The organism is Bradyrhizobium genosp. L (assembly GCF_015624485.1).
Taxonomy (GTDB): domain Bacteria; phylum Pseudomonadota; class Alphaproteobacteria; order Rhizobiales; family Xanthobacteraceae; genus Bradyrhizobium.
The window spans coordinates 5,310,475-5,337,015 of sequence record NZ_CP061378.1 but is presented as its reverse complement, the minus strand read 5'-3'; the positions used below and the strand labels follow the sequence as shown (position 1 = coordinate 5,337,015).

General features: G+C 62.1%; 30 protein-coding genes. 23 read left to right on the top strand and 7 right to left on the bottom strand.

Annotation, left to right across the window (positions count from 1 at the left end; genetic code table 11):
- Window positions 1-48: 48 nt before the first annotated feature.
- Window positions 49-234 carry a hypothetical protein gene (locus IC762_RS25440; RefSeq protein WP_195784948.1) on the bottom strand — a complete coding sequence of 62 codons (186 nt, stop codon included), beginning with the start codon at window positions 232-234 and terminating at the stop codon, window positions 49-51.
- Window positions 235-945: 711 nt separating this feature from the next.
- Between IC762_RS25440 and IC762_RS25435 the strand changes: the two genes are divergently transcribed.
- The 5 genes from IC762_RS25435 (at window position 946) to IC762_RS25415 (ending at window position 2,527) form a co-directional block, all read left to right on the top strand.
- Window positions 946-1,107 (top strand): hypothetical protein, encoded by a 162-nt coding sequence (locus tag IC762_RS25435; RefSeq protein WP_195784947.1) that lies wholly within the window; start codon window positions 946-948, stop codon window positions 1,105-1,107.
- 1 nt (window position 1,108) lies between these two features.
- Complete coding sequence (locus IC762_RS25430; protein WP_195784946.1) at window positions 1,109-1,363, top strand: hypothetical protein; 255 nt, start codon at window positions 1,109-1,111, stop codon at window positions 1,361-1,363.
- A gap of 116 nt (window positions 1,364-1,479) precedes the next feature.
- Window positions 1,480-1,716 carry a hypothetical protein gene (locus tag IC762_RS25425; protein WP_195784945.1) on the top strand — a complete coding sequence of 79 codons (237 nt, stop codon included), beginning with the start codon at window positions 1,480-1,482 and terminating at the stop codon, window positions 1,714-1,716.
- A 5-nt stretch (window positions 1,717-1,721) separates the two neighbouring features.
- Window positions 1,722-2,015, top strand: coding sequence for a hypothetical protein (locus IC762_RS25420; protein WP_195784944.1), 294 nt, complete (start codon window positions 1,722-1,724; stop codon window positions 2,013-2,015).
- An 83-nt stretch (window positions 2,016-2,098) separates the two neighbouring features.
- A complete protein-coding gene (locus tag IC762_RS25415; RefSeq protein WP_195784943.1) occupies window positions 2,099-2,527 on the top strand; it encodes a GNAT family N-acetyltransferase in 429 nt (142 codons plus the stop codon).
- Between the two features lie 294 nt (window positions 2,528-2,821).
- Here IC762_RS25415 and IC762_RS25410 read toward each other — a convergent pair whose 3' ends face one another.
- Window positions 2,822-4,138, bottom strand: a complete 1,317-nt coding sequence (locus IC762_RS25410) for an ISNCY family transposase (protein ID WP_195784942.1) — start codon at window positions 4,136-4,138, stop codon at window positions 2,822-2,824.
- A 281-nt stretch (window positions 4,139-4,419) separates the two neighbouring features.
- Here IC762_RS25410 and IC762_RS25405 point away from each other — a divergent pair, with 281 nt between their 5' ends.
- From IC762_RS25405 to IC762_RS25395, 3 genes are read left to right on the top strand one after another with little or no spacing between them, the layout of a single operon-like run.
- Window positions 4,420-5,577, top strand: a complete 1,158-nt coding sequence (locus IC762_RS25405) for an acyl-CoA dehydrogenase family protein (protein ID WP_246801232.1) — start codon at window positions 4,420-4,422, stop codon at window positions 5,575-5,577.
- A 10-nt stretch (window positions 5,578-5,587) separates the two neighbouring features.
- A complete protein-coding gene (locus IC762_RS25400) occupies window positions 5,588-6,139 on the top strand; it encodes a flavin reductase family protein (RefSeq protein ID WP_195784940.1) in 552 nt (183 codons plus the stop codon).
- On the top strand, window positions 6,136-6,822 hold the full coding sequence (locus tag IC762_RS25395) for a TetR/AcrR family transcriptional regulator (RefSeq protein ID WP_195784939.1): 687 nt from the start codon (window positions 6,136-6,138) through the stop codon (window positions 6,820-6,822). Before IC762_RS25400 ends, IC762_RS25395 begins: the two co-directional genes overlap by 4 nt.
- Before the next feature lie 3 nt (window positions 6,823-6,825).
- On the opposite strand, the gene IC762_RS25390 is transcribed toward IC762_RS25395, so the two are convergent.
- Both IC762_RS25390 and IC762_RS25385 read right to left on the bottom strand, forming a co-directional pair.
- Window positions 6,826-7,701, bottom strand: a complete 876-nt coding sequence (locus tag IC762_RS25390; protein WP_195784938.1) for a polysaccharide deacetylase family protein — start codon at window positions 7,699-7,701, stop codon at window positions 6,826-6,828.
- A 15-nt stretch (window positions 7,702-7,716) separates the two neighbouring features.
- Window positions 7,717-8,814, bottom strand: a complete 1,098-nt coding sequence (locus tag IC762_RS25385; protein ID WP_195784937.1) for an LLM class flavin-dependent oxidoreductase — start codon at window positions 8,812-8,814, stop codon at window positions 7,717-7,719.
- A 165-nt stretch (window positions 8,815-8,979) separates the two neighbouring features.
- Between IC762_RS25385 and IC762_RS25380 the strand changes: the two genes are divergently transcribed.
- The 8 genes from IC762_RS25380 (at window position 8,980) to IC762_RS25345 (ending at window position 17,461) form a co-directional block, all read left to right on the top strand.
- Entirely contained in the window at window positions 8,980-9,861 is an 882-nt protein-coding gene (locus IC762_RS25380) for an FAD binding domain-containing protein (RefSeq protein ID WP_195784936.1), read from the top strand.
- Entirely contained in the window at window positions 9,858-10,343 is a 486-nt protein-coding gene (locus IC762_RS25375) for a (2Fe-2S)-binding protein (protein WP_195784935.1), read from the top strand. Before IC762_RS25380 ends, IC762_RS25375 begins: the two co-directional genes overlap by 4 nt.
- Window positions 10,340-12,733: a xanthine dehydrogenase family protein molybdopterin-binding subunit gene (locus IC762_RS25370; protein WP_195784934.1), complete on the top strand. Its 2,394-nt coding sequence runs from the start codon at window positions 10,340-10,342 to the stop codon at window positions 12,731-12,733. The genes IC762_RS25375 and IC762_RS25370 overlap by 4 nt, the downstream gene beginning before the upstream one ends.
- Window positions 12,734-12,800: 67 nt before the next feature.
- On the top strand, window positions 12,801-14,054 hold the full coding sequence (locus IC762_RS25365) for an ABC transporter substrate-binding protein (RefSeq protein WP_195784933.1): 1,254 nt from the start codon (window positions 12,801-12,803) through the stop codon (window positions 14,052-14,054).
- A 53-nt stretch (window positions 14,055-14,107) separates the two neighbouring features.
- Window positions 14,108-14,992, top strand: a complete 885-nt coding sequence (locus tag IC762_RS25360; RefSeq protein ID WP_195784932.1) for a branched-chain amino acid ABC transporter permease — start codon at window positions 14,108-14,110, stop codon at window positions 14,990-14,992.
- A gap of 7 nt (window positions 14,993-14,999) precedes the next feature.
- Window positions 15,000-15,986: a branched-chain amino acid ABC transporter permease gene (locus tag IC762_RS25355; protein WP_195784931.1), complete on the top strand. Its 987-nt coding sequence runs from the start codon at window positions 15,000-15,002 to the stop codon at window positions 15,984-15,986.
- Window positions 15,983-16,753 (top strand): ABC transporter ATP-binding protein, encoded by a 771-nt coding sequence (locus IC762_RS25350; protein ID WP_195784930.1) that lies wholly within the window; start codon window positions 15,983-15,985, stop codon window positions 16,751-16,753. Before IC762_RS25355 ends, IC762_RS25350 begins: the two co-directional genes overlap by 4 nt.
- 3 nt (window positions 16,754-16,756) lie before the next feature.
- Window positions 16,757-17,461: an ABC transporter ATP-binding protein gene (locus IC762_RS25345; RefSeq protein WP_195784929.1), complete on the top strand. Its 705-nt coding sequence runs from the start codon at window positions 16,757-16,759 to the stop codon at window positions 17,459-17,461.
- A gap of 34 nt (window positions 17,462-17,495) precedes the next feature.
- Here IC762_RS25345 and IC762_RS25340 read toward each other — a convergent pair whose 3' ends face one another.
- Entirely contained in the window at window positions 17,496-18,647 is a 1,152-nt protein-coding gene (locus IC762_RS25340) for a zinc-dependent alcohol dehydrogenase (protein WP_195784928.1), read from the bottom strand.
- A gap of 188 nt (window positions 18,648-18,835) precedes the next feature.
- Between IC762_RS25340 and IC762_RS25335 the strand changes: the two genes are divergently transcribed.
- The 5 genes from IC762_RS25335 to IC762_RS25315 are packed head-to-tail and all read left to right on the top strand — an operon-like array spanning window position 18,836 to window position 23,391.
- On the top strand, window positions 18,836-19,843 hold the full coding sequence (locus IC762_RS25335; RefSeq protein ID WP_195784927.1) for an ABC transporter substrate-binding protein: 1,008 nt from the start codon (window positions 18,836-18,838) through the stop codon (window positions 19,841-19,843).
- A 40-nt stretch (window positions 19,844-19,883) separates the two neighbouring features.
- Complete coding sequence (locus IC762_RS25330) at window positions 19,884-20,699, top strand: ABC transporter permease (protein ID WP_195784926.1); 816 nt, start codon at window positions 19,884-19,886, stop codon at window positions 20,697-20,699.
- Between the two features lie 3 nt (window positions 20,700-20,702).
- Complete coding sequence (locus tag IC762_RS25325) at window positions 20,703-21,488, top strand: ABC transporter permease (protein ID WP_195784925.1); 786 nt, start codon at window positions 20,703-20,705, stop codon at window positions 21,486-21,488.
- Window positions 21,485-22,543: an ABC transporter ATP-binding protein gene (locus IC762_RS25320; RefSeq protein ID WP_195784924.1), complete on the top strand. Its 1,059-nt coding sequence runs from the start codon at window positions 21,485-21,487 to the stop codon at window positions 22,541-22,543. Before IC762_RS25325 ends, IC762_RS25320 begins: the two co-directional genes overlap by 4 nt.
- A gap of 8 nt (window positions 22,544-22,551) precedes the next feature.
- Complete coding sequence (locus IC762_RS25315; RefSeq protein ID WP_195784923.1) at window positions 22,552-23,391, top strand: phosphodiesterase; 840 nt, start codon at window positions 22,552-22,554, stop codon at window positions 23,389-23,391.
- Window positions 23,392-23,404: 13 nt separating this feature from the next.
- On the opposite strand, the gene IC762_RS25310 is transcribed toward IC762_RS25315, so the two are convergent.
- Entirely contained in the window at window positions 23,405-23,704 is a 300-nt protein-coding gene (locus IC762_RS25310) for a hypothetical protein (RefSeq protein ID WP_195784922.1), read from the bottom strand.
- A gap of 514 nt (window positions 23,705-24,218) precedes the next feature.
- Between IC762_RS25310 and IC762_RS25305 the strand changes: the two genes are divergently transcribed.
- Both IC762_RS25305 and IC762_RS25300 read left to right on the top strand, forming a co-directional pair.
- Window positions 24,219-24,962 (top strand): Crp/Fnr family transcriptional regulator, encoded by a 744-nt coding sequence (locus IC762_RS25305; RefSeq protein ID WP_195784921.1) that lies wholly within the window; start codon window positions 24,219-24,221, stop codon window positions 24,960-24,962.
- Window positions 24,963-25,080: 118 nt separating this feature from the next.
- The gene (locus IC762_RS25300; protein ID WP_195784920.1) at window positions 25,081-25,353 is read left to right on the top strand and encodes a hypothetical protein; all 273 of its coding nucleotides are present in this window, start codon (window positions 25,081-25,083) and stop codon (window positions 25,351-25,353) included.
- A 75-nt stretch (window positions 25,354-25,428) separates the two neighbouring features.
- Here the strand turns inward: IC762_RS25300 and IC762_RS25295 are convergent, their stop codons facing one another.
- On the bottom strand, window positions 25,429-26,523 hold the full coding sequence (locus IC762_RS25295; RefSeq protein WP_195784919.1) for an amidohydrolase family protein: 1,095 nt from the start codon (window positions 26,521-26,523) through the stop codon (window positions 25,429-25,431).
- Window positions 26,524-26,541 lie beyond the last annotated feature (18 nt).

Genomic DNA, 26,541 nt, shown 5'->3' with positions numbered 1-26,541 from the left:
CCCTGGTCGGAAAATCAGTGGCAGGCAATGCTCAATCCCAAACAGTCTTCAGCGAACGCTGACCAGCTTGCCCCAGGCTGCGGCAAGTCCGGCGCCGACCATAACCAGGAGCGGATTGTCGCAGAACAGACCGCCATACTGGCATACGGTCGAGCCGAGCGAACCGATCTGATGATGAGCCGCGGCATAGAACAGGCCCGACAGGACCGCGAGCACGGCAGCAACGAAATACATCGACGCCTCCTTGCGTTTCGAGCGCGGCGCAGCCGATCCGGCCAACGCCCGCCAAGAACTGTCCTGATGTCGAACCAAACAGCACGCCGCCCGACGGCTTGACGCGTCGGGCAACTCACCGGCACACTGACATCATCGCAACAAGCATACGACCTTGGGCGGACATTGGTGTTGCGATTCCTAAACCTGCGCCAACTATCGATGAAGTCGGTTTCCCGCCGTCGAAGCCGACGCATCGCATTTTACCGATCTCCTTCAGCTTGAAAAAAGAGTTTGACACGTCGGGCAACTCACCGGCATAATTCCATCATTCCGAAATCGATGCAGCCCGCGCGGAGCAATCCGCGGCGGGCTTTTTGTTTGCCGTTTCACCAATCGGACGGCGGCCGCAACGTCACGACGCCACATCCTCCCCACCTATCGCCTGAGCGTCGTCAGCGCGCCGCCGTCCGAACCCGTCAACATATTGGCCGGCGCGCGCGAACGCACCGGCCCTGCGGCGCGGCGAAAGCCGGCGCCGCCCGCGGCCCCACTCGTCAGGGATAAGGTTCGCGCCCCAAAGATCGCAGCCGATTGCGCGATCTGCCGCACATTTCTTTCCGCGGTCCGCGCGTTGCGCGGCCGACCGATCAATGAGGTTCACATGACCGCTTATCTGATATCGCTCGCGCTTGCGGGCCTGGTTGCCATCGCAGTATGGGAGCATTTCGCGTGAGCGCGGAGATCATCCAGTTCATTCCCCGCCCGCGGCGGGGCCGCGAACAAACGGATTTTCCGACCATCGCGTTTCGCTCTGCCGTGCCCGACCCCGATCTCGATCACGCCGACACTGCGCCGAGCGAATACCTCCCGTCCGATTGGCAGGAGAAATAGGGTGGCGAAATCGATCACCCAGATCCGTTCGCTGGCGCGCAGCCATACCAGAAGCGCGATCAACGCCTTGGTCGGCGTGATGCGATCCACGAGCGCGACGCCCGCTGCCCGCGTCTCTGCCGCCAACGCCATCCTCGATCGCGGCTGGGGCAAGGCCCCGCAGGCGATCGAGAATGGCGACGGCGCGCTCGAGCTCGTGCATCGCATCGAGCGCATCATCGTCGAGCCGGATTCTGATGAAAGCGAAGATGCGTGAGACGTTGCGCCGCACATCGGGCCAAGCTCGTCTACCGCTTGGTTTGATCTGGCGGTCCTGGTTGGTGGCGTCGCCGATGATCGAGGTGCGAGCCGAATTCCCCATTGAGAGCAGCCTTGTCCATCCTGAAAATTCTTACCGCAAAAGTGTTCGAGCCGTTGCTGCAGCCTGCACGGTACAAAGGTGCATTCGGCGGCCGAGGATCGGGAAAATGCGTCATTTGGGACAAAGTCATGGGGCTTGGCGTGACGCCACAGCTCGCGGGCGATGTCAGCACCTGGGCGGGCATGATCATGGGGTTCTACTTCGGTAAGCGAACGTTCGAGAACGTCGTCCGAATTTTGAAAAGGTGACGTTGATGAATGCGGCGGACGTGAGAGCCATCGTGATGGAAACGTTGATCGAGCAAGAGCGCGTTCGCCGAAGTGACATCGATGCGGTCGTGGTCAAGACGATTGCGACCGTCTTGGCCACATTCGGTATCGATGAGGGTGACCAGCGCGAACTACGCGCGGACTTTCAACACCTGCGGCGCTGGCGAAGGAGCGTCGAGCAAGCCCAGAGTTATACCTTCAAGGCAGCGATTACTGTCATTGCGACCGGTTTGGTGGGCGCCGTGTGGCTGGGCATCAAGGCCACACTCGGAAAATAGTCAGTGCTTCGATTCTAACAAGCGAAGCGCGCGTCGCCATAGGTTTTGCATTAGCTCGACAACAAAGAACTCAGGGCTCCACCATGTACCGAATACGTGAGGTCGAGCCTCAGGATGACGAAGTCGCGGAGGCGCTCGGCGAACTTCATCAGCTGACGTTCTACGACGGCGCCCGCGTCCCGGATTTCGAGCTGGGGTATTGGTGGATTGCCTTCCACGGAACGAGGGCGGTCGGGTTCGCAGGTATTGTTCCCTCGACGCACGTCGCCAATGCGGGATATCTCTGCCGCGTCGGCGTTGTGACGCAACATTGCGGCCACGGCTTGCAGCGGCGGCTGACGCGGGCGTTGGAAGCGCGGGCGCGGAGGCTCGGTTGGCAGGCGATTGTCTCGGATACGACGGACAATGTGTTTTCGGCCAACAATTTCATCCAGCAGGGATACAAACTGTTCAGGCCCGCGACGCCGTGGGCGTGGGTTCACACGCTGTACTGGTGGAAGGGGCTCGTTTAGAGCTTGGCGGGCCGGCTTTGCCTGTGGGTGAGCACCGATCAAGGCCAGTATCTTCATGCACAGCACGCCCGGTGGTCGTAGTGGCCATCGGGCGCTTTCGCGTTTCTGGACCATCGAGTCGGTCGATATGCCAAGCGTATGGAAGATCGTTGAGGAGCGATATGGCTTGACGACATTGGCTTATGCGCCTGTCCGTAGCGGGTGAAGATGTCGTGTTTTTGTAGCTCGTGATCTGTCGCCTTCGTTTCAGATTAGCAGGGGAGCCGGAAGGCGTGGACGGCATTCCCTGATTGATCATGCCACGGCTGTTGCGGCGGTTTTAGCCCTGCGGGTGGGTTTCTTTGTTCGACTTGCAGCCGGTTTCTCCGCCCCGACCCGCGCTGTCTCGACGGCGGCGCGCGCAGGAGCGGTCAAGGACGCGCGCTTGCGCGCCCGCCAGGGCTTGTCCTTGACGGCTGCGAGCACGCTGCCAGGCTGAGGCGCGTCGGGGCTGATCTGCTGTCCGTCGGCGCTGAACATCGCCAACCGATGCGGCCCGAGGAACACGCTGAGGGTGCCATCGGGATACTCATGGAGGCGCACCACGGCCTTGACGAAGTGCGGCCTGAGCCGGCTCTGCGGCAACTGCAACCGCCGACCGTTCCATGCAACGGTGTTATCGTTGGCGACGGTTCGCTCCTCGATCACGCACAGCGCCTCGCGCCAGGCCTCATGCCGGTCGGCCACGAATGCACTGCCTTCCTGTTCGGGCTTGATCGCAAAGGCGGCGTTGTGCCCGGCGATGTAATGCGCCTTCAGCCACGCATTGGCAGCCTCAACCGTCGTGATCCCGGCAAGCCGCAGCTCCTTCGGCAGCCGGTCCTGCAACGTGCCGAACAGCCGCTCGGAGCGCCCGCGCGCCTGCGGCGAATAGGCTGCGATATGCTCGATCCCAAGATGCGACAAGGCCCGTCCCACCTGGGTTTGTTGCGTCTTCGAGACCTTCTCGCCAGCTTTTGGGGTCAGGAAATAATGGCTGCCGCGGTCGGTGTAGAGCGCGCAGAACAGGCCATGCTCGCCAATCACTTCGCGCAGGGCCTGGAAGGTCGAGGCCGTTCCTTCTTCCTCGACCAGGACCATCGAGTAGACCTCGCTGGTCGCATCGTCCATCGTGACGATCAGGTCGCTCGCGGGCAGACCCTCGATCCAGACGTGGCGCGATCCGTCCTGATGCAGCAGCATGCCCCGAAGCGGCCGGCGGGGGCGCTTCTTGCGGTGCGCCGAACGCTTCGGCGCCTTCCGCACCAACCCGGCTGCGTGCAAGGCCAGCTTGGTCACCGTATAGCCCAGCATGTAGTCATGCCGCTTTTGCAGCTGCTCGTGGAAATGCTTCACCGTGAAGTCCGCGTACTTGTCCCGGAGCAGCCCCAGCATCCGCTCCAGTTCCTCCTCCGGCGCCCGTCTCGGCGATCGCCGACCCATCCGCCGGTCGACAAGCCCGGCATCGCCCTCCGCCTCAAAGCGCTCCGCCCAGCGTTGAAAGGTCCTTACGCTGATCCCCAGAACCTCCGACGCCGCCTCCTGCGTCAGCTCCTTGGCCTCCGTACGCTCCAGCAAATCTGAAAACCGCATCCGTCGTACTCCCTCGTGAATGGATGCCGTGCCCATCGTGCCCCCTTGGTTCCCGGGCACCAAAAACACGACACTTCACGAGCTACAAACAGGCGACAGATCACGCGCTACTGACACATTGGCTTATGCGCCTTGATCTCTGTTGATCGCTCGATAAACTAGACGTCAGATCGACCGCGCATCTGAAGCTGGATCGAACGCAGGAAACGCCGATGGTTGAGGTTGGCCGCGGGCTTGACGCTGCTGTACCGGCAGCGCCACGTCCAAACGAAGACTCGGTCATGGTCGCGCGAGCCAGGGCGCTCGTTCCCGCGCTGCGCGAGCGGGCTCCGCGGACTGAGGAACTGCGCCGACTGCCGCCGGAGACAGAACGGGATCTCCAAGACAGCGGGCTGTTCCGGATCCTGCAGCCGCGGCGTGTCGGTGGAAGCGAACTCGACTATGTCGCCCTGGTCGACTGCGCCGATGCCTTGGGGCAGGGCGATGCATCGGTCTCTTGGAATTTTGCCAATCTCGCGAGCCATCATTGGATGCTGGCCATGTTCTCACCGGAGGCGCAGAGCACGGTGTGGGGCGCGGACCCGAACACGCTGATCGCGTCGTCTTTCGTTTTCCCGGCCGGTCGCGCCCGGAAGACAGATAGCGGCTATGTCTTGAATGGTCATTGGCCGTTCTCGTCCGGCGTGGAAGCTTGCGAGTGGAACATGCTCGCAGGCGTCGTTGCGTCCGACGACGAAGCCGATGGCGTAGAGTACCGCTTGTTTCTCCTGAACAGGCGGGACTACGGCATCAATGATACGTGGAATGCGACCGGCCTGCAGGGAACAGGATCCAACGACGTCCGGGTGGCGGATGCGTTTGTCCCCGGGCATATGACGGTTGCCGTGAGAGACCTCGCGGGTGGTCCAACGCCGGGTAGCGTCGTCAATCCCAACGCGCTCTATGCGCTTCCCGTGTTCTCGCTATTCCCATACGTTCTCTCAGGGGTCGGACTGGGCAATGCCCAGGCGTGTCTCGATGATTACGTCGAAATCGCGCGGCATCGCGCCTCTACCTATAACAGAGCCAAGATCGGTGATCTGCAGACGACGCAGATCAAGATCGCCGAGGCATCGGCCAAGATAGATGCCGCGCGCCTGATCATGCGCACCAACTGCGTTGAAGTGCTTGCGGATGTCCGGCGCGGCCAGATGCCGGGGATTGCGGCGAAGACGAAGCTCCGGCGTGACGGCGCCTTCTCGGTCAATCTGTGCACCGAAGCTGTGTCGCTGCTGTTTACGGCGAGCGGAGCCCGTAGCCTGTTCACCTCGGGAGCCCTGCAGCGCCAATTTCGCGACGCACATGCGGTGAATTCCCACCTGGCATTCAATTTTGATGCTGCCGGGACCAACTACGGACGGGTCGCGCTCGGGCTACCGTCCGAAAACCTGACGCTTTGAGGCCGACTGGATGTCCGATCCACCCAAACATCCGGCTGATCCGGCCAATGAGCTGGCCAGCGACAATTCAGCGATTGATCCTCGCGACTTCCGCAATGCGCTCGGCACATTCGCGACCGGTGTGACGATTGTCACCGCGATGTCAGCGGACGGAAAACCCTACGGGATTACGTGCAATTCATTTGCGTCGGTGTCGCTCAATCCACCGCTGGTGCTCTGGAGCTTGGGGATGTTTTCGCAGGGGCTCAGTATCTTTCAGAATGCCAGTCATTTTGCCATCAATGTTCTTGGCGCGTCGCACCATGCGCTCGCTTCGCAGTTCGCCAAATCGTCTGGTGACAAGTTCGCAGGGGTCACCTGGGCGCCAGGCCTTGGAAACGCGCCGGTGCTCGCGGATGCGATCGCAAATTTTCAGTGCCGTGCCGCCAATCGCTACTACGGTGGAGACCATGTCATTTTCCTCGGGGCGGTGGAGGGATACGCCTACAACGGGAACGAACCTCTGTTGTTTGCGCGGGGCGGTTTTGGCCGGTTTTTGGCTGACGATGGCGGGGGTTCATGAATCGGAAGACGCCGGCCAAGCGAACGCGCGTCAAGCAAAGACGATTGTCGGCCGACGATCGCCGCAGCGAGTTCGTATCCAGGGCGACCGAGCTATTCGCGGAAGAGGGCTTCGGTGGTGGCACCCGTGCACTGGCGCGAAAGCTTGGGGTAACCCAGCCGCTGCTTTATCGGTACTTTCCGAGCAAGGACGACCTCATCAAGGAGGTCTATCGGAAGGTCTATCTTGGTCCACTCGAGCCGGGGTGGGACAGGTTATTGTCCGATCGGTCGCGCCCCCTCCGTGCAAGGTTGCAGGAATTCTATCAAAACTACACTGATGCGATCTTCACCCGCAAATGGCTCCGGATCTATCTGTATTCAGGCCTGAAGGGCCTCGATATCAATCGCTGGTACGTCGGCATGGTCAGGGACAAGATCCTGGCCCGCATCATAAGGGAGTGCCGTCACGATGCCGGGCTTGCGGTGCAAAGCAAACCGAGCGCCGCCGAATTGGAACTGGCGTGGGTGTTTCATGGCGGCATCTTCTATTATGGTGTGCGGAAGTACATTTATGATGCGCCGGTCCTTGAGGATAAGGCGCAAATGATCAGCGACGCACTCGACATTTTCCTCGCAGGATTTGGACGGCTGGCCGAAAGCTCGACCGATCGCCCGCGCGCTTCGATCAAGGCCGTCGGCTGAGGCCTACACCTTGGCCGTCTCGCTCCGGTACCAATCTCCGATCTCGCTTGCTGTCATCATCGCTACGCCGTCGTGGCCCATGACGTAGTCGAGCAGAGCCTCCAGGTATTTGATGCGATGCGGCACCCCGGTGACGTAGGGATGCACCGAGATGGCCATGATCCGTGCATTCTCCGCGCCTTCGAGGTAGAGCCGATCGAACTGGTCGGTGCAGCGCTTCAGGAACTGCTCGGATGGAAGGTGCTGCAGCGCGTGAATGACAATGTCATTGGTTTCGACGGAATAGGGGATCGTCGTCACGGTCCCGTGCGGCGTGGCGATATCCTGCGGAAGATCGTCGATGACCCAGTCGGCCACATACTCGATACCGTTGAGACGCAGGAGATCAAGCGTTTCGTCGGTCTCGGTCAGACCAGGACTTTCCCACGACCTCGGCGGCTTGCCGGCGAACTTCGCGATGGTGTCGACCGCGCGCTTGATCGCATCGGGCTGGTTCTCGAGCTTGTGCATCGGCCCCTGAACGAAGCCATGGCCCATGAACTCGAAGCCGGCTTCGAGCGCTGCGGATGCGACGCGCGGATAGCTGTTGCAGACATTGGCGTTCAGAGCCAGCGTCACAGGTATCTTTCGGTCGGTGAGAGCCTTGAATTGCCGCCAGAAGCCGGCGCGCATGCCGTATTCATGCCATGACCAGTTCGGTACATCTGGCAGCAGAGGTTGTCCCATCGGTGGGCTCAGCACGGTGCGCGGCATCGCATTTTCGATGCGCCATTCCTCCACGTTGAGGATGACCCAGACCGCAAGCTTCTTGCCGCCCGGCAAAGTGAGCTTCGGCCGGTCGATCTGAGCCTGATAGGGAATGCGATCAGTGAAAGCCACAGCGAGACTCCTTGATCAGGTCGACGATCCAGCGGCGCCGACGTCGATCCGCGGCAAGACTTTCTCGGCCATCAGGATCATTGATTGACGGCCGAGTTCGCGGTCCTTCCAGTCCTTGCCGGCATAAAGCAGGGTTCCGAACGGGCCGACTTCCTCCTGGAACGCCAGCAGCTGATCGGCCACGCTGTCGGGCGTGCCGTAGATGATCAGCTTGTCGCAGATCGACTCCAGCGTGACCTCCGAGTCCGGTTGATCCCGACGCGTCTTGAACAGTTCAAGCCGGCCGCCTCGCTTCAGCTTCGTGAAAAGCTGATGATAGTAGTACACGTAAGGTCCGTCGGGATCTGTGGCATAAGCCTTTGCCGTCGCCGCATCGTTTGCGACGAACACGCTCTTGGCAACGCGCCAGTTGGCGGCATCGACGGTCCGGTTCACGCGCTCGCAGCCCTCGACATATTTGGGCCAATGGCTCTTCACCCAGGCCGGCATCAGGAAGTTTGCCGAGATCGGATCCCAGCCGCGAGCGGCGGCTTCCGTGACGCCCTTCGAGAACGGCGCGACCGCGGTCACGACAATCGGTGGGTGGGGGGTCTGTAGCGGCCGGGGGATGAATCCTTGGCCGATGTCGGCGATCAGTGTCTTTCCAACCGAGATATTCCAGTACTTGCCCTGCAAGTCATAAGGCGGCTTGCCTGTCCAGATATCAAGAACCTGATTGATCGCTTCCAGGAACATCGCATTGCGATCGGCGTCGAGATTGCCGAACACCTCCGCGTCGGACAGCAGGCCGCCGGGGCTGATCCCGAGAATGAAGCGGCCGTCCAGCATGTGATCGAGCATGGCGACTGAAGCCGCGATCGCCGCCGGATGGGCGTTGGGCATATTGATCGTGCCAGTTCCCAGTCTGATCTGCCTGGTGGCAGCCGCGATCCAGGCGATGAAGGCGATGCTGGAGGTGATGTTCTCGGCTCTGTCGGTGACATGCTCGCCGACATAGGCCTCCGTGAACCCGAGCTCGTCGGCGAGCAAGAATGCTTCACGATCCTCCCGGAGCGATTGCCGCCAGTCCTTGTCGACGGGATGGATCGGCATCGTAAAGAACCCGAGCTTCATGATCTGCTCCGCGGCCGGCTTTGGTTGGTCAGGAACCTGCGTCCTTCGTGCCTCGATGACAAGCCCCATCAACTAAATAATCACTCGATAAACAAGCTTGACCTTTAACTGGGGCGACCCTTTAATCCGAAAAAGCCAAAATCGGCCCGGGGAGGCCACGCCCAAATGAAAGCCGCGGCTTTCACCTATGCCCGCCCGACCAGCGTCGTGAATGCGCTGGAGCTGCTGGCTGCGCACGGCGACCGGGCCAAAGTTCTGTCGGGCGGCCAGAGCCTGATGCCGGCGATGAACCTGCGCCTGATGTCTCCAGATCTCGTGGTCGATATCGGCGGTCTTGCCGAGTTGCGTGGCATTACGATAAGGCGCGACGCATTGATCATCGGCGCACTCACCCGCCACGTTGAATTGCTCAGATCCCCCGAGGTGGCAGAACATGCACCATTGCTGCGTGAGGCGGTTACCCACGTCGCTCATCCTGCAATTCGCAATCGCGGAACGATCGGCGGAAGCCTCGCACATGCGGATCCGGCGTCGGAACTGCCTGCCTGCACAGTAGCGCTCGACGCGGCCGTTGTGGTCCGCGGACCGGACGGTGAACGCCGGATCGCGGCACGCGAATTTTTCAAGGGCATCTACGAGACGGCTCTGTCGGCGAATGAGCTGCTGGTCGCGATCGAGATACCACTCGCCGGCGAGGGCTCGAGATTCTTCTTCCAGGAGTACGCCCGGCGGCATGGCGACTACGCGATCATTGGTCTTGCTGCTCACGCTGTCGTCAAGGACGGCCGGTTCGCAGCTCTCCAGCTCGCCTTCTTTGCCGTCGAGGACCGGCCTCTCCTCGTGGAGGCCGCGCGCAAGCTGATCAATGTATCCGTCACCCCCGCCTCGCTCGACGAAGCGTCGGCTGCGCTGGACGACGAACTCGATCCGCAGCAAGATCAGCAGGCAACTCCGGCCATGCGCCGGCATCTTGCAAAGGTCTTGCTGCGACATTGTGTGGCGACGCTGCTCGCGCGTCCGGAGCTCGAGACGGGAGCGGCGGGTTGACCGCCCCGGTACCGGTCTCGCTCTTGGTCAACGGCGAACCCGTCGATGCCTTTGTCTTGCCGCGGCTCAATCTTGCTGACTTCCTCCGGGACAATCTGAAGCTGACGGGAACTCATGTCGGCTGCGAGCATGGGGTCTGCGGTGCCTGCACCGTGCGCATCGATGGCGAGATCGTTCGCTCCTGTCTGATGCTGACGCTGCAGGCGCAGGGGGCGTCGGTCGAGACGATCGAGGGGCTGTCCGACAGTGGCGAAATTGCCGATCTCCAGGCGGCGTTTCGCGAGCGCAATGCACTGCAATGCGGCTATTGCACGCCCGCGATGCTGATCACGGCGCAGGACTTGCTCAAGCATTTGCCTGCACCGGATCGTCAGGCGATCCGCGAGCATCTTTCCGGAAATTATTGTCGCTGCACCGGCTATCAGGCGATCGTGGACGCCGTCGAGGCGACGGCGAAGGCGCGGATGGAGCGATCGATATGAGCGCTGCTCGTCCGCCACCAGATACGCTCTCGGTGCTTGACCGCCCGAATTCATACATCGGCAAGACGGTGCCGCGACCTAACCTGGACCGGCTCCTTCAAGGCCGCGGGCAATATGTCAGCGACCTCGAACTGCCGCGGATGGTGCATGTGGTGTTCTTGCGGTCGCCGCATGCTCACGCCGGTATCGTGGCGATCGATGCCAGCGCTGCCAAGCGTATGCCGGGGGTGATCGCCGTCGTCACCGGTCGCGAACTCGAGGCCGTCATTACGCCCTGGGTCGGCGTCCTCTCGCATCTGAAGGGATTGAAGTCGGCGCCGCAAAGCGCCATCGCGATCGATCGCGTTTGCTGGCAGGGAGAGGCGGTCGCGGCGATTGTGGCAACCAACCGTGCGGCCGCCGAAGACGCCATGGAGCACATTTCCGTCGACTACGAAGAGCTCGCGGCGGTCACGGATATGCGCACCGCGCTCGATCCGTCGACACCCGTCATTCATGCGTCGCTGAAAGACAATCTTGCCTTTGAGCGGATCCTCCATGCCGGCGATGTCGACCGGGCATTTTCGGAAGCTGACGCCGTGGTTGAGGCCGACTTCGTCTTCGGGCGGCATACCGGCGTGACGCTCGAATCGCGCGCCGTCGTCGCCGACTGGAACGCGGCCGAGGCGCGGCTGACTATCTATCAGGGCACGCAGGCGCCGCACATGGTGCAGAACATCGCGGCCTTGCATCTCGGACTGAAGGAATCGCAGGTTCGTGTCGTCTGCAAAGACGTCGGTGGCTCCTTTGGCATCAAGGTCCACATCTACGCAGACGAAATGGCGACTTACGCGCTGTCCAAGCTGCTGCGCCGGCCCGTCAAATTCGTTGCTGACCGTGTCGAAAGCTTCAACACCGACATTCACGCCCGCGATCATCGCTGCAAAGGCCGGATCGGCGTCAAGCAGGATGGGATGATTGTCGGTTTCGAGATCGATGATCTGACCGGCATCGGTCCCTATTCGATGTATCCGCGGACCAGCGCCATCGAGGCAAACCAGGTGGTCAACCTGGTCGGTGGCCCATATGTCGCCCAGAACTATCGGGCGCGCGCCCGGGTCGTTTTCCAGAACAAGAATGTCATGTGCCAGTATCGGGCGGTCGGACACCCGATTGCCTGCTCGGTGACCGAAGGTCTGGTCGATCTGGCCGCCGCGCGGATCGGCATGGATCCGGTGGAAATTCGCCGCCGCAACCTGATCGCTGACGATGCCTATCCCTGCGCGTCGCCGTCGGGCATGAAGTTCGAGCAGCTGTCGCACCATGCCTCGCTGGCCAAGTTGCTCCAGATGATGAACTACGACGGGCTGCGAGCCGAGCAGGCGGCGCTGCGGTCCAGTAACATCCACCGCGGGATTGGCATTGCGAGCTTCATCGAAGTGACCAATCCGAGCGCCGCTTTCTATGGCGTCGGCGGCGCGAAGATTTCGTCACAGGACGGCGTTGCGGTGCGGCTCGACGCGCAGGGCTCTGTGATCTGCCAGACCAGCATCACGGAGCAGGGGCAAGGCTCGGAATCGCTGACGGCCCAGATCGTCGGCAGCGTGCTTGGCGTCTCCATGGAGCGAGTCCGCGTTATTCTCGGGGATACCGACAACACGCCCTATGGCGGCGGGACATGGGCGTCGCGTGGCGCCGGCATCGGCGGCGAGGCGGCATTGCAGGCGGCCAAGGTCCTGCGCAAGAACATTCTGGATGTTGCTGCGGCCATCCTGCAATCCAAGCCAACCACGCTCGACATCGTCGGCAACAGCATTGTCGGCGTCAGCGACGGGGCATCGCGGATCGAGTTGGACGAGCTGGCGCGCATCGTCTACTTCCGTCCGGACACGCTGCCACCGGGTACCCAACCCGAATTGATGGCGACCCGGCATTTTGTTCCCCGACAGTATCCCTTTGCCTTTACCAACGGCGTTCAGGCCTCCTGGCTCGAGGTCGATACCGAGACCGGATTCGTCAAATTGCTGAATCACTGGGTGGTCGAAGATTGCGGTACGATCATCAATCCGCAACTGGTCGACGAGCAGATCCGGGGAGGGGTGGTGCAGGGACTGGGCGCAGCGCTGTTCGAGAAGTGCGTCTATGATGAGCGTGGTCAACTGACCAACGCAAACATGGCGGACTATCTGGTCCCGATGTCCGGCGAGATGCCAGATATCGAGATCGGCCACGTGGTCTCGCCGACCCTGGAGACGGAGCTGGGTGCCAAGGGGGCGGGCGAGGCCGGCACTGCCGGGGCGGCGGCTGCGGTTGCCAATGCGGTCAACGACGCGCTCCGGCCCTTTGGCACTATAATTACGGAGATTCCGCTCACGCCTCAGGTTATCCTGACGGCATTGGGACGAATCTAGGACGGCGACGTTCCAGGCAAACACAAATACAACAAGCCAAACTGGCAATATTTGGGGAGGAACAGGGATGAGGAAGACGGACACCAAAGCCGGGTCGGTTTCGCGCCGCCGGCTCCTGACGACAGCCGGCGCCGGCGCCATTCTTGCCGCCTCGCCATTCCGTATCAATCTGCTGCAGGCGCAGGAAGCATCCATCAAGATCGGCTTCCCCGTTCCCCTGACCGGTCCCTATGGCGCCGAGGCGCAGGACCAAGTGCGCGCAGCGCAGCTCGCCATCGCCCAGTTCAATGATGGCGATGGTCTCAACGGCAGGAAGGCCGAACTCGTCGTGCGTGACGACAAGCTCAATCCCGGAGAGGCGGCGACGCGGACGCTAGAACTGGTCGAGAAGGAGAAGGTCAATTTCGTCGTCGGCAGTCTGTCGGCGGCGGTTCAGCTAGCGATCAACAACGTCACCAAGGAACGCGGCATCATCTTCAACTCGATCAGCCAGTCCGACGCCATCAACGAGGCGGCCGATTTCAGCAAGTACACATTCCATGAAGCCCTGAATCCGCACATGACGTCGGGCGCGGTCGGCCGCTACGCCTTCTCCAAGTTCGGCAAGAAGGTTGCATTCCTTACCGCTGACTACGCCTACGGCCACGAGATGGTTCGCGGTTTCCTCGAGGTCGGCAAGGACTTCAATATCGAGAATCTCGGCGACATCCGTCATCCGCTGGGAACGACCGATTTCTCGACCCTGCTGCCCCGGCTTCAGGCGCTGAAGCCCGATATCCTCTGCATCAGCAATTTCGGCCGCGACCAGCAGATCGCGCTGAAGCAGGCAACCGATTTCGGCATCAAGAAGTCGATCCAGATCATCGCGCCGTTGCTCTCGCACGCCAGCCGCGTCGCCGCGGGCGCGCAGGCGTTCGAGGGCGTTGTCGGCGGCTGCTCGTTCTACTGGGGTATCGAGGACAAGTTCGCCTCGACCAAGGCGTTCAACGAGGCGTTTCGCAAGATGTATGACAACAAGCTGCCGACCGATTACGGCGCGCTCGGCTACGGTGGCGTGCGGACTGTGCTCGAGGCGGTCAAGAACGCGGGCAGCGTCGAGACCGACAAGGTGGTCGCAGCGTTGGAAGCCCTGAAGTACGACTACTACAAGGGGCCGCAATACTACCGCAAATGCGATCACCAATCGGTGCAATCGGTTCTCGTCATCAAGTCGAAGTCCAAGGACATGAAGAACGACTCCGACGTGTTCGAGGTTCTTTCGACCGAGGAGCCCAACGAAAAGTACCTGCGCACCTGCGAAGCGCTCGGCCACAAGAGCTGAGCTCGCGCAATGGCGCGCGCCGTCGAACGGTGCGCGCCTGCTTGGGGGGACGGATGGCGGGCCTGAGCTTTGATCTGATCGCGCTGCAATTGTTCGCAGGCTTGGCGCTCGGCGCGATCTACGTGCTGTTTGCGATCGGCCTTTCGCTGATCTTCGGGATGCTGACGGTCGTCAACTTCGCCCACGGCGCGTTCTACATGGTTGGTGCCTATGTCGGGCTCTATCTGATCTCGATCGGTGGCAATTTCTGGCTCTGCCTGGTGGCGGTGCCGCTTGCGGTCGGAGTGTTCGGGCTCGCGGTCGAGCGGGTGCTGATCCGTCCGCTTTATGGCCGCGGTATCGACTATCCGCTGCTGCTTACCTTCGGGCTGAGTTACGTCATGGTCGAATGTGTACGCATCGCGTTCGGCAAGACCGGCTACCCCTTCGATACGCCAGAGGTGCTGCAAGGGGCCGTCGACATCGGCGTCGGATATTTCCCGCTTTACCGTCTCTTTGTGATTGGAGCCACCGCCGTCGTCCTGCTGGCGCTCTGGCTGTTCCTGGAAAAGACGAGCTTCGGGCTGATCATTCGCGCTGGTGCTCGCGATCCGCAAATTGTCCGTGTCCTTGGCGTCGATGTGTCACGCGTCTGGCTGATCGTCTTCGGGATCGGAACTGCGATCGCCGGCTTCGCCGGCCTGTTGGCGGCCCCGCTGCAGGGCGTCATTCCGGAGATGGGCGGCACCATTCTCGCCGAAGCTTTCGTGGTGACGGTGGTCGGCGGCATGGGCTCGATCGGCGGTGCGGTATTGGCGGGTCTTCTGGTCGGCGTGGTCGTCAGCATGACCTCGCTGTTTGCACCCGAAATGGCCAAGGTGTCGATCTTTGCCCTGATGGCGATCGTTCTGATCGTTCGACCTCAGGGGTTCTTCGGCCGCGCCGGGCTGATGAGTTGAACCGGGCATGACCGAAGCCACCGAGTCCATCAAGCAGCCTCGTGCCACCTCCGCCGGTTGGTACGAATTCGCGACGCGCCATCGCGCCAGCATCGCAGCCGTGGTGATCCTGATTTTCCCTCTGCTGATGCCGTTCACGGCTCTGGCGGTGAACATCCTGATCTACGGGCTGTATGCACTCGGATTCAACCTTGTGTTCGGATATCTGGGGCTGCTGTCGTTCGGTCATGCGGCGCTGTTCGGGACCGGCGCCTATCTCTGCGGCATTGCGGTCGTCCATTTCGGTTGGCCGTGGTACGCGGCGATCGCGGCCGGCGTTCTTGGCGGGTTGTTGATGGCGCTGCTGATCGGCGTGCTGGCGATCCGCACCCGCGGAATCTACTTTGCGATGGTGACGATGGCGCTGTCGCAATGCGTCTACTACCTGTTCTATCAGGCCGTCGACTGGACCGGCGGCGAGAACGGCCTTCGCGGCATCAACATCCGCACCATCGACCTGTTCGGCCTGAGGATCGACTTCATCAATCCGATGGCGCGCTACTATGTCATCGCGGCGTTCGTGATCGCCGCTTTTTTCGTGATGTCTCGCATCCTGGCGTCTCCGTTCGGTGCCGTCATCGAGGCGGTGCGCGAGAACGAGATGCGGGCGCGCGCATCGGGCTACGACGTCACTCTGACCCGGTTGCTGACCTTCGTGCTCTCAGGCGGCTTCTGCGGTCTCGCCGGTGCGTTGCAGGCGCTTCATCTCTCCATCGTGCCGATCGAGATCCTGCACTACGAGACGTCGGGGCTCGTGGTGATGATTGCGCTGCTGGGCGGCATGGGGACGTTCTTCGGGCCGATGATCGGTGCGGCAGTTTTCCTCGTCCTGGAGAACGTGGTCTCGGTGTGGACCGTGCACTGGCAATTGATCGTCGGCGCGATCTTCGTCGCATGTGTGCTGTTCTTCCCGGCCGGGATCTGGGGCACGTTGATCGCGCGGAGCAAACGATGACCGTCATTGCAGCACAGTCAGGCGAAGTCATCCTGCGCACCAGGGGCATCGGCAAGACGTTCGGGAAGTTTGTCGCGCTGAACAATATCTCGGCGGAGTTCTCCAAGGGGAAGATCACCTCCATCATCGGTCCGAATGGGGCCGGGAAGAGCACCTACTTCAACCTGCTCTGTGGCGCCTTCCCGCCCTCGAGCGGCCACGTCGAGTTCGAGGGCAGGGATGTCACCGGGCTGCCGCAGCATCGCTTCGCGCATATGGGGATCGCGAAATCTTTTCAGATCACCAGCGTCTTTCCCCAGCTCACGACGCGCGAGAACATCCGGGTCGGCCTGCAGGCGCTGGTGTCGCGATACGACATCTGGCGACCGCGCGCTCGCCTGAGCGAGCTGGTCGCGCGTGCGGATGAGCTGCTTGCTCTGGTTGGGTTATGGGAGGCCCGCGAACGCGCGGCCAAGACGCTGGCGCATGGCGAGCAGCGAGCGCTGGAGATCGGCATGGCCTTGGCCAGTCAGCCGCGCTTGCTGTTGCTGGACGAGCCGACCGCAGGGATGAGCCCGGAAGAAACCCGGACGATGATGGATCTGATCGTAAAGCTTGCCAAGGAACGCACCGTGATCCTGGTCGAGCACAAGATGAAGTTGGTGCTCGGGATCAGCGACCGTATCCTCGTGCTGCATCACGGCGAGCTGCTTGCCGAGGGAACGCCGCAGGAGGTCCGGCAGAACGAAGCGGTGAAGCGCGTCTACCTAGGACAGCGGGAGCATTGACGGATGCTGCAGATCAGCAAGCTCAATGCCTGGTATGGCGCAAGCCATGCGTTGCAGGACATCAGCCTGGAAGTTGCCAGGGGAGAAATCGTCTGCCTGATCGGTCGCAACGGCGCGGGCAAGACCACCACGCTGAAATCCATCATGGGCCTGATGGATCGAACGAGAGGCTCGGTCATCTTCAAGGGCCAGGAGCTACTGCAGCGGCCGGCGCATACGCGCTTTGCACTGGGGCTCGCCTATGTGCCGGAGGAGCGGCGGATTGTGCAGGGCCTGTCGGTGCGTGAGAATCTACGGCTCGGCCTCGTCGCGTCACCGCAGAAGAAGCGCGAGGCCGAACTGATCGGCGATATCGCGGGGATTTTCCCAAGGTTGGCGGAACGCATGGATCAGGAGGCCGTCACCATGTCCGGCGGCGAGCAGCAGATGCTGGCGATTGCCCGCGCGATGATCGCGAAGCCCGACCTGATCATGCTGGATGAGCCGTCCGAAGGCATCATGCCGGTTCTCGTGGACGAGATGTTTGCGTTGTTCCGCAGCATGAAGGCGCAGGGGACGACCGTCCTCCTGGTCGAGCAAAATGTCGAGCTTGCGCTCGACATCGCCGACCGCGCCTATGTGCTCGATCAAGGCTCGGTGGTACATCAAGCATCGGCGCAGGCTTTGCTCGCCGACGACGAGATCAAGGAGCGCTACTGCTCGGTGTGAGGGAGCTCCATCACTGCGGTGCCTTGGAAGAGAACTACTCCGCGGCGCTTGCGATCGCAGCGTCTTTACGATTGGTGACGACCACCTTGATTGCATCGTCCACGCGATCGCGCGCATAGCGCAGCGCGGTCGGCAGGTCGGCCAGCGGGAATGTATGCGTGTGTATCTTGGTGGCGTCGAACCGCTTCTCGGCCATCAATTCCATCGCGCGATGGGTGGCGCTGCGACCCTCGCCACGGATGCCGTAAGCATAGATGTTGTTCCGCACCAGATGCGCGATGTCCAGCGTTGCGGCTTCGTGCGGGAAGGCGGCCAGGCAGATCTTGCCGCCGCGGTTGGTCATGTGGATGGCCTGGTTGAGCGTCGCTTCGGTCCCGGCGCATTCGACGACATAGTCGGCGCCGCTCCCGCCAGTCAGCTGCTTCACGACCGCCACTGCATCTTCATCATTGATGTTGATGACGCGATCGGCACCCAGCCCTTCGCCAATCGCAAGCCGCTTGTTGCGCGTTCCGGTGAGGATCACCGGACTGGCGCCGAGCGCCTTGGCGACGGCCACCGCGAGCAGTCCGATCGGCCCGGGGCCGATCACGGCGACGCTCTCGCCGGCAACCAATCCCCCCAATTCCGTCAAGCCATACATCGACGTCCCGGCGGTCACCACGAGCGTTGCTTCCGCGTCGCTCATGGTATCGGGCACGCGCGCCAGCGTGTTGATGTGATTGATCGCGTATTCGGCGAAGCCGCCGTCGGTCGTAAAGCCGTTGGCGCGGTGTCCCTTCTCGGGCTTTCCATAGTTCAGGCAGGACGTATACATGCCCTGGCGGCAGCGCTTGCACTGGCCGCAGCCGGCATGAATTTCCACGCTGACCCGTTCGCCGATCCTGAACTCGTCGACTGCGGGTCCGAGTGCGGCAACCGTGCCCATATACTCGTGGCCCGGCGTAAAATTCTTGTTGAAGGGGAGGCCGCCCTGAATGCTCGCCGGCGAGCCTGCATGGATGATCTCGAGATCGGTGGCGCAGATCGCGACGGCGTCGATGCGGACCAGCACCTCGGCGCGCGAGGGGACCGGCGTCGGCTTGTCGCGCAGGAGCAACTGGTCGGGGTCACCGAGGACCCAGGCTTTCATCTGATCGGAAATGGCAAGGTCGGGCGATGTCTTGACGCCGGGCGGCTGGTACATGGGCGCTTCCTCTTTTGGTCGGCAGCCTAGCGTAAAACGGCTGCCTGCCGCAGCACCTCACCGGCATCGGGGCAGCCTTTTGCTGCACAGCAGCAAGCGCGTCGCAAAACCTTCATGCGCGGCCTATACTTGATCGCCCGGTTGATGTTGAAATCCTCATTGCCTTCCCCGCCAATCCGGAGCCTCCCATGAAGACCGTCCGCCTTGTCCTTGCCTTGCTGGCGCTGACGCTGATCGCGCCGTGGCAATCCGCGAGGGCGGCCGACGTGATCTGCTACAATTGCCCGCCGGAATGGGCGGACTGGGCTTCGATGCTGAAGGCGATCAAGGCCGATCTCGACTACGATATCCCGCATGACAACAAGAATTCCGGCCAGGCGCTCGCCCAGATCCTCGCTGAGAAGAGCAATCCGGTCGGCGACATCGGCTATTTCGGCGTCACCTTCGGCATGAAGGCCAAGGCCCAGGATGCGCTCGAGCCCTACAAGCCGGCGCATTGGGATCAAGTCCCGGCCGGGCTCAAGGATCCCGATGGCTACTGGACCACGATCCATTCCGGCACGCTTGGTCTGTTCGTCAACAAGGATGCCCTCGGCGGCAAGCCGGTGCCCGCGTGCTGGAAGGATCTGCTGAAACCCGATTACAAGGGCATGGTCGGCTATCTCGACCCGTCATCGGCAGCCGTCGGTTATGTCGGCGCCGTCGCCGTCAATCTGGCGCTGGGCGGGTCACCGAGCAATTTCGATCCGGCGATCAATTTCTTCAAGGAACTGCGCAAGAACGATCCGATCGTGCCCAAACAGACGTCCTATGCCCGTGTCGTCTCCGGTGAGATGCCGATCCTGTTCGACTACGATTTCAACGCCTACCGCGCGAAATACTCGGAAAAGGGCAACTTCGAGTTCGTCATTCCCTGTGAAGGCTCGGTGGTGTTTCCTTATGTCGTTGGCCTCGTGAAGAACGCGCCCGACAAGGAGAAGGCCAAGAAGGTGATGGACTATCTTCTCTCCGACAAGGGGCAGGCGATCTGGACCAATGCCTATCTGCGTCCGGCCCGGCCGATCGATCTGCCGGCCTCCGTCAAGGGCAAATTCCTCCCCGACAGCGACTACGCCCGCGCCAAGAGCGTGGACTGGGGCGAGATGGAAAACGTGCAAAAAGCCTTCGTCGACCGCTATCTCGCCGAGGTCCGCTGAGGCAATATGGTGCTCCTCCCCCGGGGCACCATTTCTCACCATGTCGCGAAACTCCTTCGTCTGGCTCTGCCTGCTGCCGCTCGCGGTCGTGACGTCAGCATTTTTCCTGCTGCCGATGGCCCGGCTGGTGGTGGTCGGCGCCGAAGGCCCGCGGGGGCTCGCTGGATATCTCGCGATTCTCGCCGAACCGCGCTATCGGGCGACGCTGCTCAACACGGTGCTGCTGGCGGCGGCAACCACCATTGTCACGCTGATCGTCGCCACGATTGCGGGCACGTTTCTGCAGCGGCACCGTTTTCCAGGGCGCGCGGTCTTGATCGCGATGCTGACTTTCCCGTTGGCGTTTCCCGGCGTCGTGGTCGGCTTCATGATCATTCTGCTGGCCGGACGGCAAGGGCTGATCGGCGACGTGTCGAACCGCCTGTTCGGCGAGAAGATCGTGTTTGCCTATTCGATGTCCGGCCTTTTCCTCGGCTATCTCTACTTCTCCATCCCACGTGTGATCCTCACCATCATGGCCGCGGTGCAGAAGCTCGATGTCGGCCTGGAAGAGGCCGCGCGCTCGCTTGGCGCGAGCCCGTGGGCGGTACAGCGCGACGTCGTGCTGCCGGCGTTGATGCCGGCCTTCGTCGCCTCCGGCGCGATCGCGTTCGCGACGGCGATGGGCGCATTCGGTACCGCCTTCACGTTGGCAACCAACATCGACGTGCTGCCGATGCTGATCTACACGGAGTTCACGCTGGCCGCGAACTTCGCAACGTCGGCGTCGCTCTCGGTGGGACTTGGCTTGATCACCTGGCTGATCCTGGCGCTTACCCGCTCGTTCAGCGGTGGCGCAGTCGCCGCGGCCGGGTGAAGCATGCGTGACCGCCTGATTTTCGCGAGCCAGTTCGTCTTCACCTTGCTCGTTGCGGCGTTCCTGGTGGTGCCCGCGGTGCTTTCGATTTCCGCCGGCGTCACCGTCAACTATTTCCGGGGCATCCAGTCCGGCGTGACCTTGCGGTGGGTCGTGCAGGTCTGGGAGCTCTATGCCGGAACGATCCTGTTGTCCTTCGTGATTGCGTTCGCGACGTTGGTGGTGACGCTGCTTGTCGGCGTTCCCGCGGCCTATGCGTTGCAGGTGCGCGGCGGCAGACTCGCGCGGATCGTCGAGGAGATCATCACGCTGCCGCTCGCGATCCCCGGACTTGCAATTGCGCTGGCGCTGCTGCTTGCCTACGGCGGATTTGGCGACTTTCGCCGCTCCTGGCTCTTCATCCTGGTCGGCCACGTCATCTTCACCATGCCGTTCATGGTGCGGTCGGTGATGGCGGTGTTCGCAACCGTCGACATCACGCCGCTGGATGAAGGCGCGGCTTCGCTGGGCGCCTCGCCATGGCGACGCTTCTACGACGTGATCGTGCCGAATGCCGTGCCGGGGATTCTCGCCGGCGCGCTGATGGTCGTTACGTTGTCGCTTGGCGAATTCAACCTGACCTGGATGCTGCACACGCCGCTGACCAAGACGTTGCCGGTCGGGCTTGCCGACAGCTACGCCTCGATGCGGCTCGAAGTGGCCTCCGCCTACACCCTGATCTTCTTCGTGATGATCATCCCGCTGCTGGTTGCGATGCAGCTGCTCGCCGACAGGGATCGCAAGCGATGAGTACGGTCGGGCACGGTGCAGCGGTGCGGATCGAAGCCTGCGGCAAGACATTTGTCGACGGCACCCGCGCCCTCGATCCCGCAACCCTCGACATTGCGCGCGGCGAAACGCTGGTGCTGCTCGGGCCGTCCGGCTGCGGCAAGACCACCATGCTGCGCATCATCGCGGGCCTCGAGCTGCCCGATCCCGGCGGCAAGGTGTTGTTCGACGGCAAGGATATGACGTCAGTCCCGATCGAGCGGCGCAATGTCGGGATGGTGTTTCAGTCCTACGCCCTGTTTCCCAACATGACGGTCGCGGACAATATCGCCTATGGGCTGAAGCTTCGCGGTGTCGCCAGGGACGAACGCGCCGCACGCGTCGCGGAGCTGGTGGCGCTGACGAACATCACGGGATTGGAAAGCCGCCGGATCGACCAGCTGTCCGGCGGTCAGCGCCAGCGCGTCGCCTTGGCGCGCGCTGTCGCAATCCGGCCCCGCATCCTGCTGCTCGACGAGCCTTTGACGGCGCTTGACGCCGCCTTGCGCGAGCGACTGCGCGGCGAGCTCAATCGGCTGCTGCGTGCGCTCGGGATCACCACGATCTATGTCACGCACGACCAGGCCGAAGCCATGGAACTGGGTGATCGCATCGTCGTGATGCGGAAGGGCGCGATCGCCCAGATCGGGACGCCGCGCGAGGTCTACTTCGCGCCAAGGGATCGTTTCGTGGCGGAATTCATCGGAGCGGCCAACATCATTGAAGCCCCCATCGAAAAGGGTGAGCTGGTCCTGCCGGGTGGGCGGCTGCCGATCGGAGGCGACATCACGATCGCGGAGGCGGCGGTCATGATCCGTCCGGAGACCATTCAGGTGGTCGGGCCTGGAGCGGGATTGCTGGCCGGTGTCATCGACGCCGTCAGCTTCGTCGGAGATCGACAACGGATCGTCGTCAGTGGTGCATCACCCAGGCCGCTCAATGTCGATGCCCCCAATACGATTCAAGCCAAGGCCGGCGATCGAATCGGGCTTTCGATTGCCCCCGAAGCCGTTCGCGTGCTGCCGTCCGACCAGTGAGTATCCCGATGTCGTCGAAGCCGGTTCTCATCGCCCAGATCTCCGATCTTCACATCAAGCCGCCCGGCGCGCTCGCCTATGGCCGGGTCGACACCGCGAAGGCGCTCGAACGATGCGTCGCAGCGCTGAACGCCTTCGAGCCTGCGCCGGATTTCGTGGTCATCTCGGGCGATCTCGTTGATACGCCGACCAGCGAGGAATACGACTATCTCAAACGACTGCTTGCGCCGCTCGGGCTTCCCTTTGCTGGCATTCCCGGCAATCACGACTCGCGCGAGCTGATGCGCGCCGCCTTTCCGGCCGCGTCCTTTGCTCATGCCACCGGTCCGCTCGACCAGAAAATCGAGCTACCCAGCCTCGATCTCCTGCTGCTCGACTCCAGCGTGCCGGGCAAGCCGCACGGCATGCTCGAAACCTCCACGCTGCAATGGCTCGACGCCATGCTGGCGACGGCGGCCGATCGGCCGGCGCTGATTTTCCTGCATCACCCGCCATTCAAGGGCGGCATCTGGCACATGGATCGACAGGACCTGTTCAATGCGGACGAGTTGCTGGCTGTTGTCGGGCGTCACCCGCGTGCGCGGTTGATCGCATGCGGACACGTTCATCGTGCCATGTTGACCACCATCGGCGGGATTGCCGTGACCATTTGTCCCGCGCCCAACCACGCCGTCGACCTGGACCTCGGCCAGCTCCGTGAGCCGTCGTTCAAGGTGGAGCCGGCTGCATTCCACCTTCACGCCTGGTTTCCGGGCGAGGGCTTCGGGCAACTGGTTACACACCAGATTCCGATCGGCCGGTTCGATGGGCCGCACCCGTTCTTTGGACCTGACGGCAAGTTGCTGTGAGGTGGTCGGCCGCCTATCCCAAGGCGGTCATTCCGGGATGGTCGTGAGCGTGTCCGATGGTCGTCCGATCGATGCGCGACATCGTCTGGTGCATGTTGCGAAGAGCGCGGACGGCTTGATCCAGGCTTTCGTCAGCGTCGCGGATCGCGGCAATGAACCTCGCGGTCAGCTCGGAATCGAGCTTGACGCGGGTCAGTCCATCGCGGCTCCTCTTTCGGTCGAGCGTGCGCTGCATGGTTGCGGCGCGCGCGATCTCCTCGTCGCAACCCAGCATGTCAGCGATTTCGCGATAGGTCATCCAGATCTGCGGCACTGTTTTGTACTCCCTGTTTTGAGGGGAAACTGGCCGAAGTTGATGAAGAGTGGGTTGCCTGAGCCTGATCGCCCACGCGGATCATGCACAAGGTTTGTACTTGGTTAAGTTGATTGCCGAGCTGAAAAATGAGGCGTCCCTTTTTCGGTCAGCCGACGATTGACGGGGCCGCAGCGCAGATCGGTTGAGGGCGATCGACCCTCCGGGTCCCGAGGTCGCATCCGTAGCGTTTGGATCGATGCCGGTTTCGTCAGGCGAGATTGTGACCGGCGCATGTGGCGGGCACTCGACGCCGGACGGCCTGTTCGCAATCAAGAGTTATCTAGAATCTAGTATTTTACTAAAAGTTGTATTCGGGCCATTTCCTCGCGCCGCCGGGCCGGCGGTGCCGACGTTTGTTGCTGTGAGCCTTCGGCAGGGCTATAGTCCCTCCGCTTTCATTGATTGATGACTAGGTCGGTGTCCTGTCCACGCGGCGGGCCGAATTTACTCAACACAATCTGTCTGGATCACGATGACCGGTGCGCTGCCCATAGAAAGACCTGTCGGCGCGCCGCCGTTTTCAAACAGCAAGCTGTCGGTGCTGCGCAAGCACCCCTATTTCGCCGATCTCGAGCCCGAGGCCTTCGACCAGCTCTGCCGCTACGCCAAGCACATCACATTGAAGCGGGGGACGGCGATCTTCTCCAAGGGCGATCCGGGTAACACCCTGATCGCGGTGATATCTGGCACCGTCAAGATCAGCATCTCGTCGCCGGATGGTCGCAATGCGATTTTGAACCTGATCGAGGCCGGAGAGATTTTTGGCGAGATTGCGCTGCTCGACGGCCGGTCGCGGACGGCCGACGCCACAGCCAACTCCAATTGCGAGCTGTTCGTCATCGACCGGCGCGAATTCATTCCGTTCGTGCGCAGCCAGCCGACGCTTGCGATGAAGTTCATCGAGCTGCTCTGCGCGCGCCTGCGCTGGACCAGCGACCAGGTCGAGCAGGTCATCCTGCTGGACCTGCCGGGCCGGCTCGCCAACGCGCTGCTGCGCCTGAGTGACAAGCACAAGCGCGAACCCCAGGGCCGCACCATCTCGATCACCCAGCAGGAGATCAGCGAGATGGTTGGCATGACCCGCGAGAGCATCAACAAGCAACTCCGGGCATGGGCGGCGCGCGGCTGGGTCAGGCTCGAACACGGTGCGATTGTCGTGCTGAAGCCGGAGTCGCTTCAGGAACTGGTCGACGCTGGATCGAACGACGGCGAATAGCCGGTCCAAGGCCTCACGAAGGGGTGAATTGGGCAAGCCTGTGAAGCCGTTCACAGCGGCTTTGCATGCACTGCGATAAGTGACGTGGGGGGAGCTCATCCGCAATGTGGAGGAATCCATGCACGGCTCTTTCGACAAGCGGCAGCATCAGGACGAGCAGACCAACTATCAGAGTTTCAGCATCAAGCTCGTCGCTCTGCCCCTGCTCGTTCTCGTCGCATTGATCGGTATGGCGGTCAGTCACCCGGCGGCGGTCAAATGGATCTCGGACGCGGCGCAGGCCGAGTTCGTCGGATCGGAAGGCGTCGGCTCCGATCTGGTGCCCAACATCGTGCGCCCGGCACAAATGGCCCAGCCGAGCAACGCAATCCAGGCGGTGAAAGCCAACTGACGGCCCATGCAGTCGTCGCGCCTCATTGCACGACGACTGTCATTCGGGTCGCCAATGGGTGACGGGCCGAGCCCCTCAGGCGGAAATGCCCAGCAGTCTTGCCGCGGTACGGCCGAGAATGTCGGCCTTGTCGTCGTCGCTCAGCGATGAGCTGGCAAAGATGCGGTCGACCGGTGCCAATTCCCAGGGATAGGGATAGTCGCTGCCCAGCACGATCTGGCTCGCGCCGACCTGAGCGGCGAGGTGTCGGATCGCTTCAGGCGTGAAGATCAGCGAGTCGAAATAGATCTGCTTGAGGTACTCGGTCGGCGCCTTCTTGAGCTTGATCTCGGGGTTGCATCCCTTCGGCCCGACCAGGCAAGGGTGATCCGAGCGATCGGCATAGGAGCCGAGATAGCCGCCACCATGCGCGGCAATCACCTTCAGTCCCGGGAAGCGGTCGAGCGTACCCTCGAAGATCAGGTGGGAGAGGGCGATCGTCGTCTCCAGCGGATTGCCGATCGTGTTGCCAAGCCAGCCATTGCCCGAAAGGCGCTTGTTCAACTCGGGCACGCCCTGTGGGTGGATGAACAGGGGGACGCCGAGTTCCTCCGCTTTCGCCCATACCGGATGAAATTTCGGATCGGAGAATTCGACCCCGTCGACGACGCCGCCGATCGCAGCGCCCTTCAGCCCTTGCTTCTTCACGGCCGTCTCCAGCTCCTGGACGGCAAGGTCCGGCGCCTGCAGCGTCAGCGACGCGAAGGCCGCAAACCGGTCGGGCTTCGAGCCGCACAGTTCGGCGAGTTTCTCGTTCTGAATCTTGACGATCTTCCCGGCAAGATCGCGATCCCGGTCGTACCAGAATGGATTGATCGAGAGCACCTCCATGTCGACGGCTTGCGCGTCCATTGCAGCGAGGCGCTTGTCGATTTCGATAAAGGCTTCGGCCGCGCCATTGACCGGCGGCAACTGGAATTTTGCCGCATCGGCACCGAGCAGGGCACCGGCTTCGCGGAAATGGCAGTGCGAGTGAACGTCGATGGTCTTGACGCGCTTGCCGTTGACCGAGACAGGCAGCGTCTGCCGCGGCTGCTGTGCATGTGCGTTGTGCACGAGCCCGCAGCTGCAGAACACGATGCCGGCGGCCGCCGTCGCGCCGACCTTCAGGAAATCCCGCCTTGTCGTCATAACAATCGCCTCCCTGAT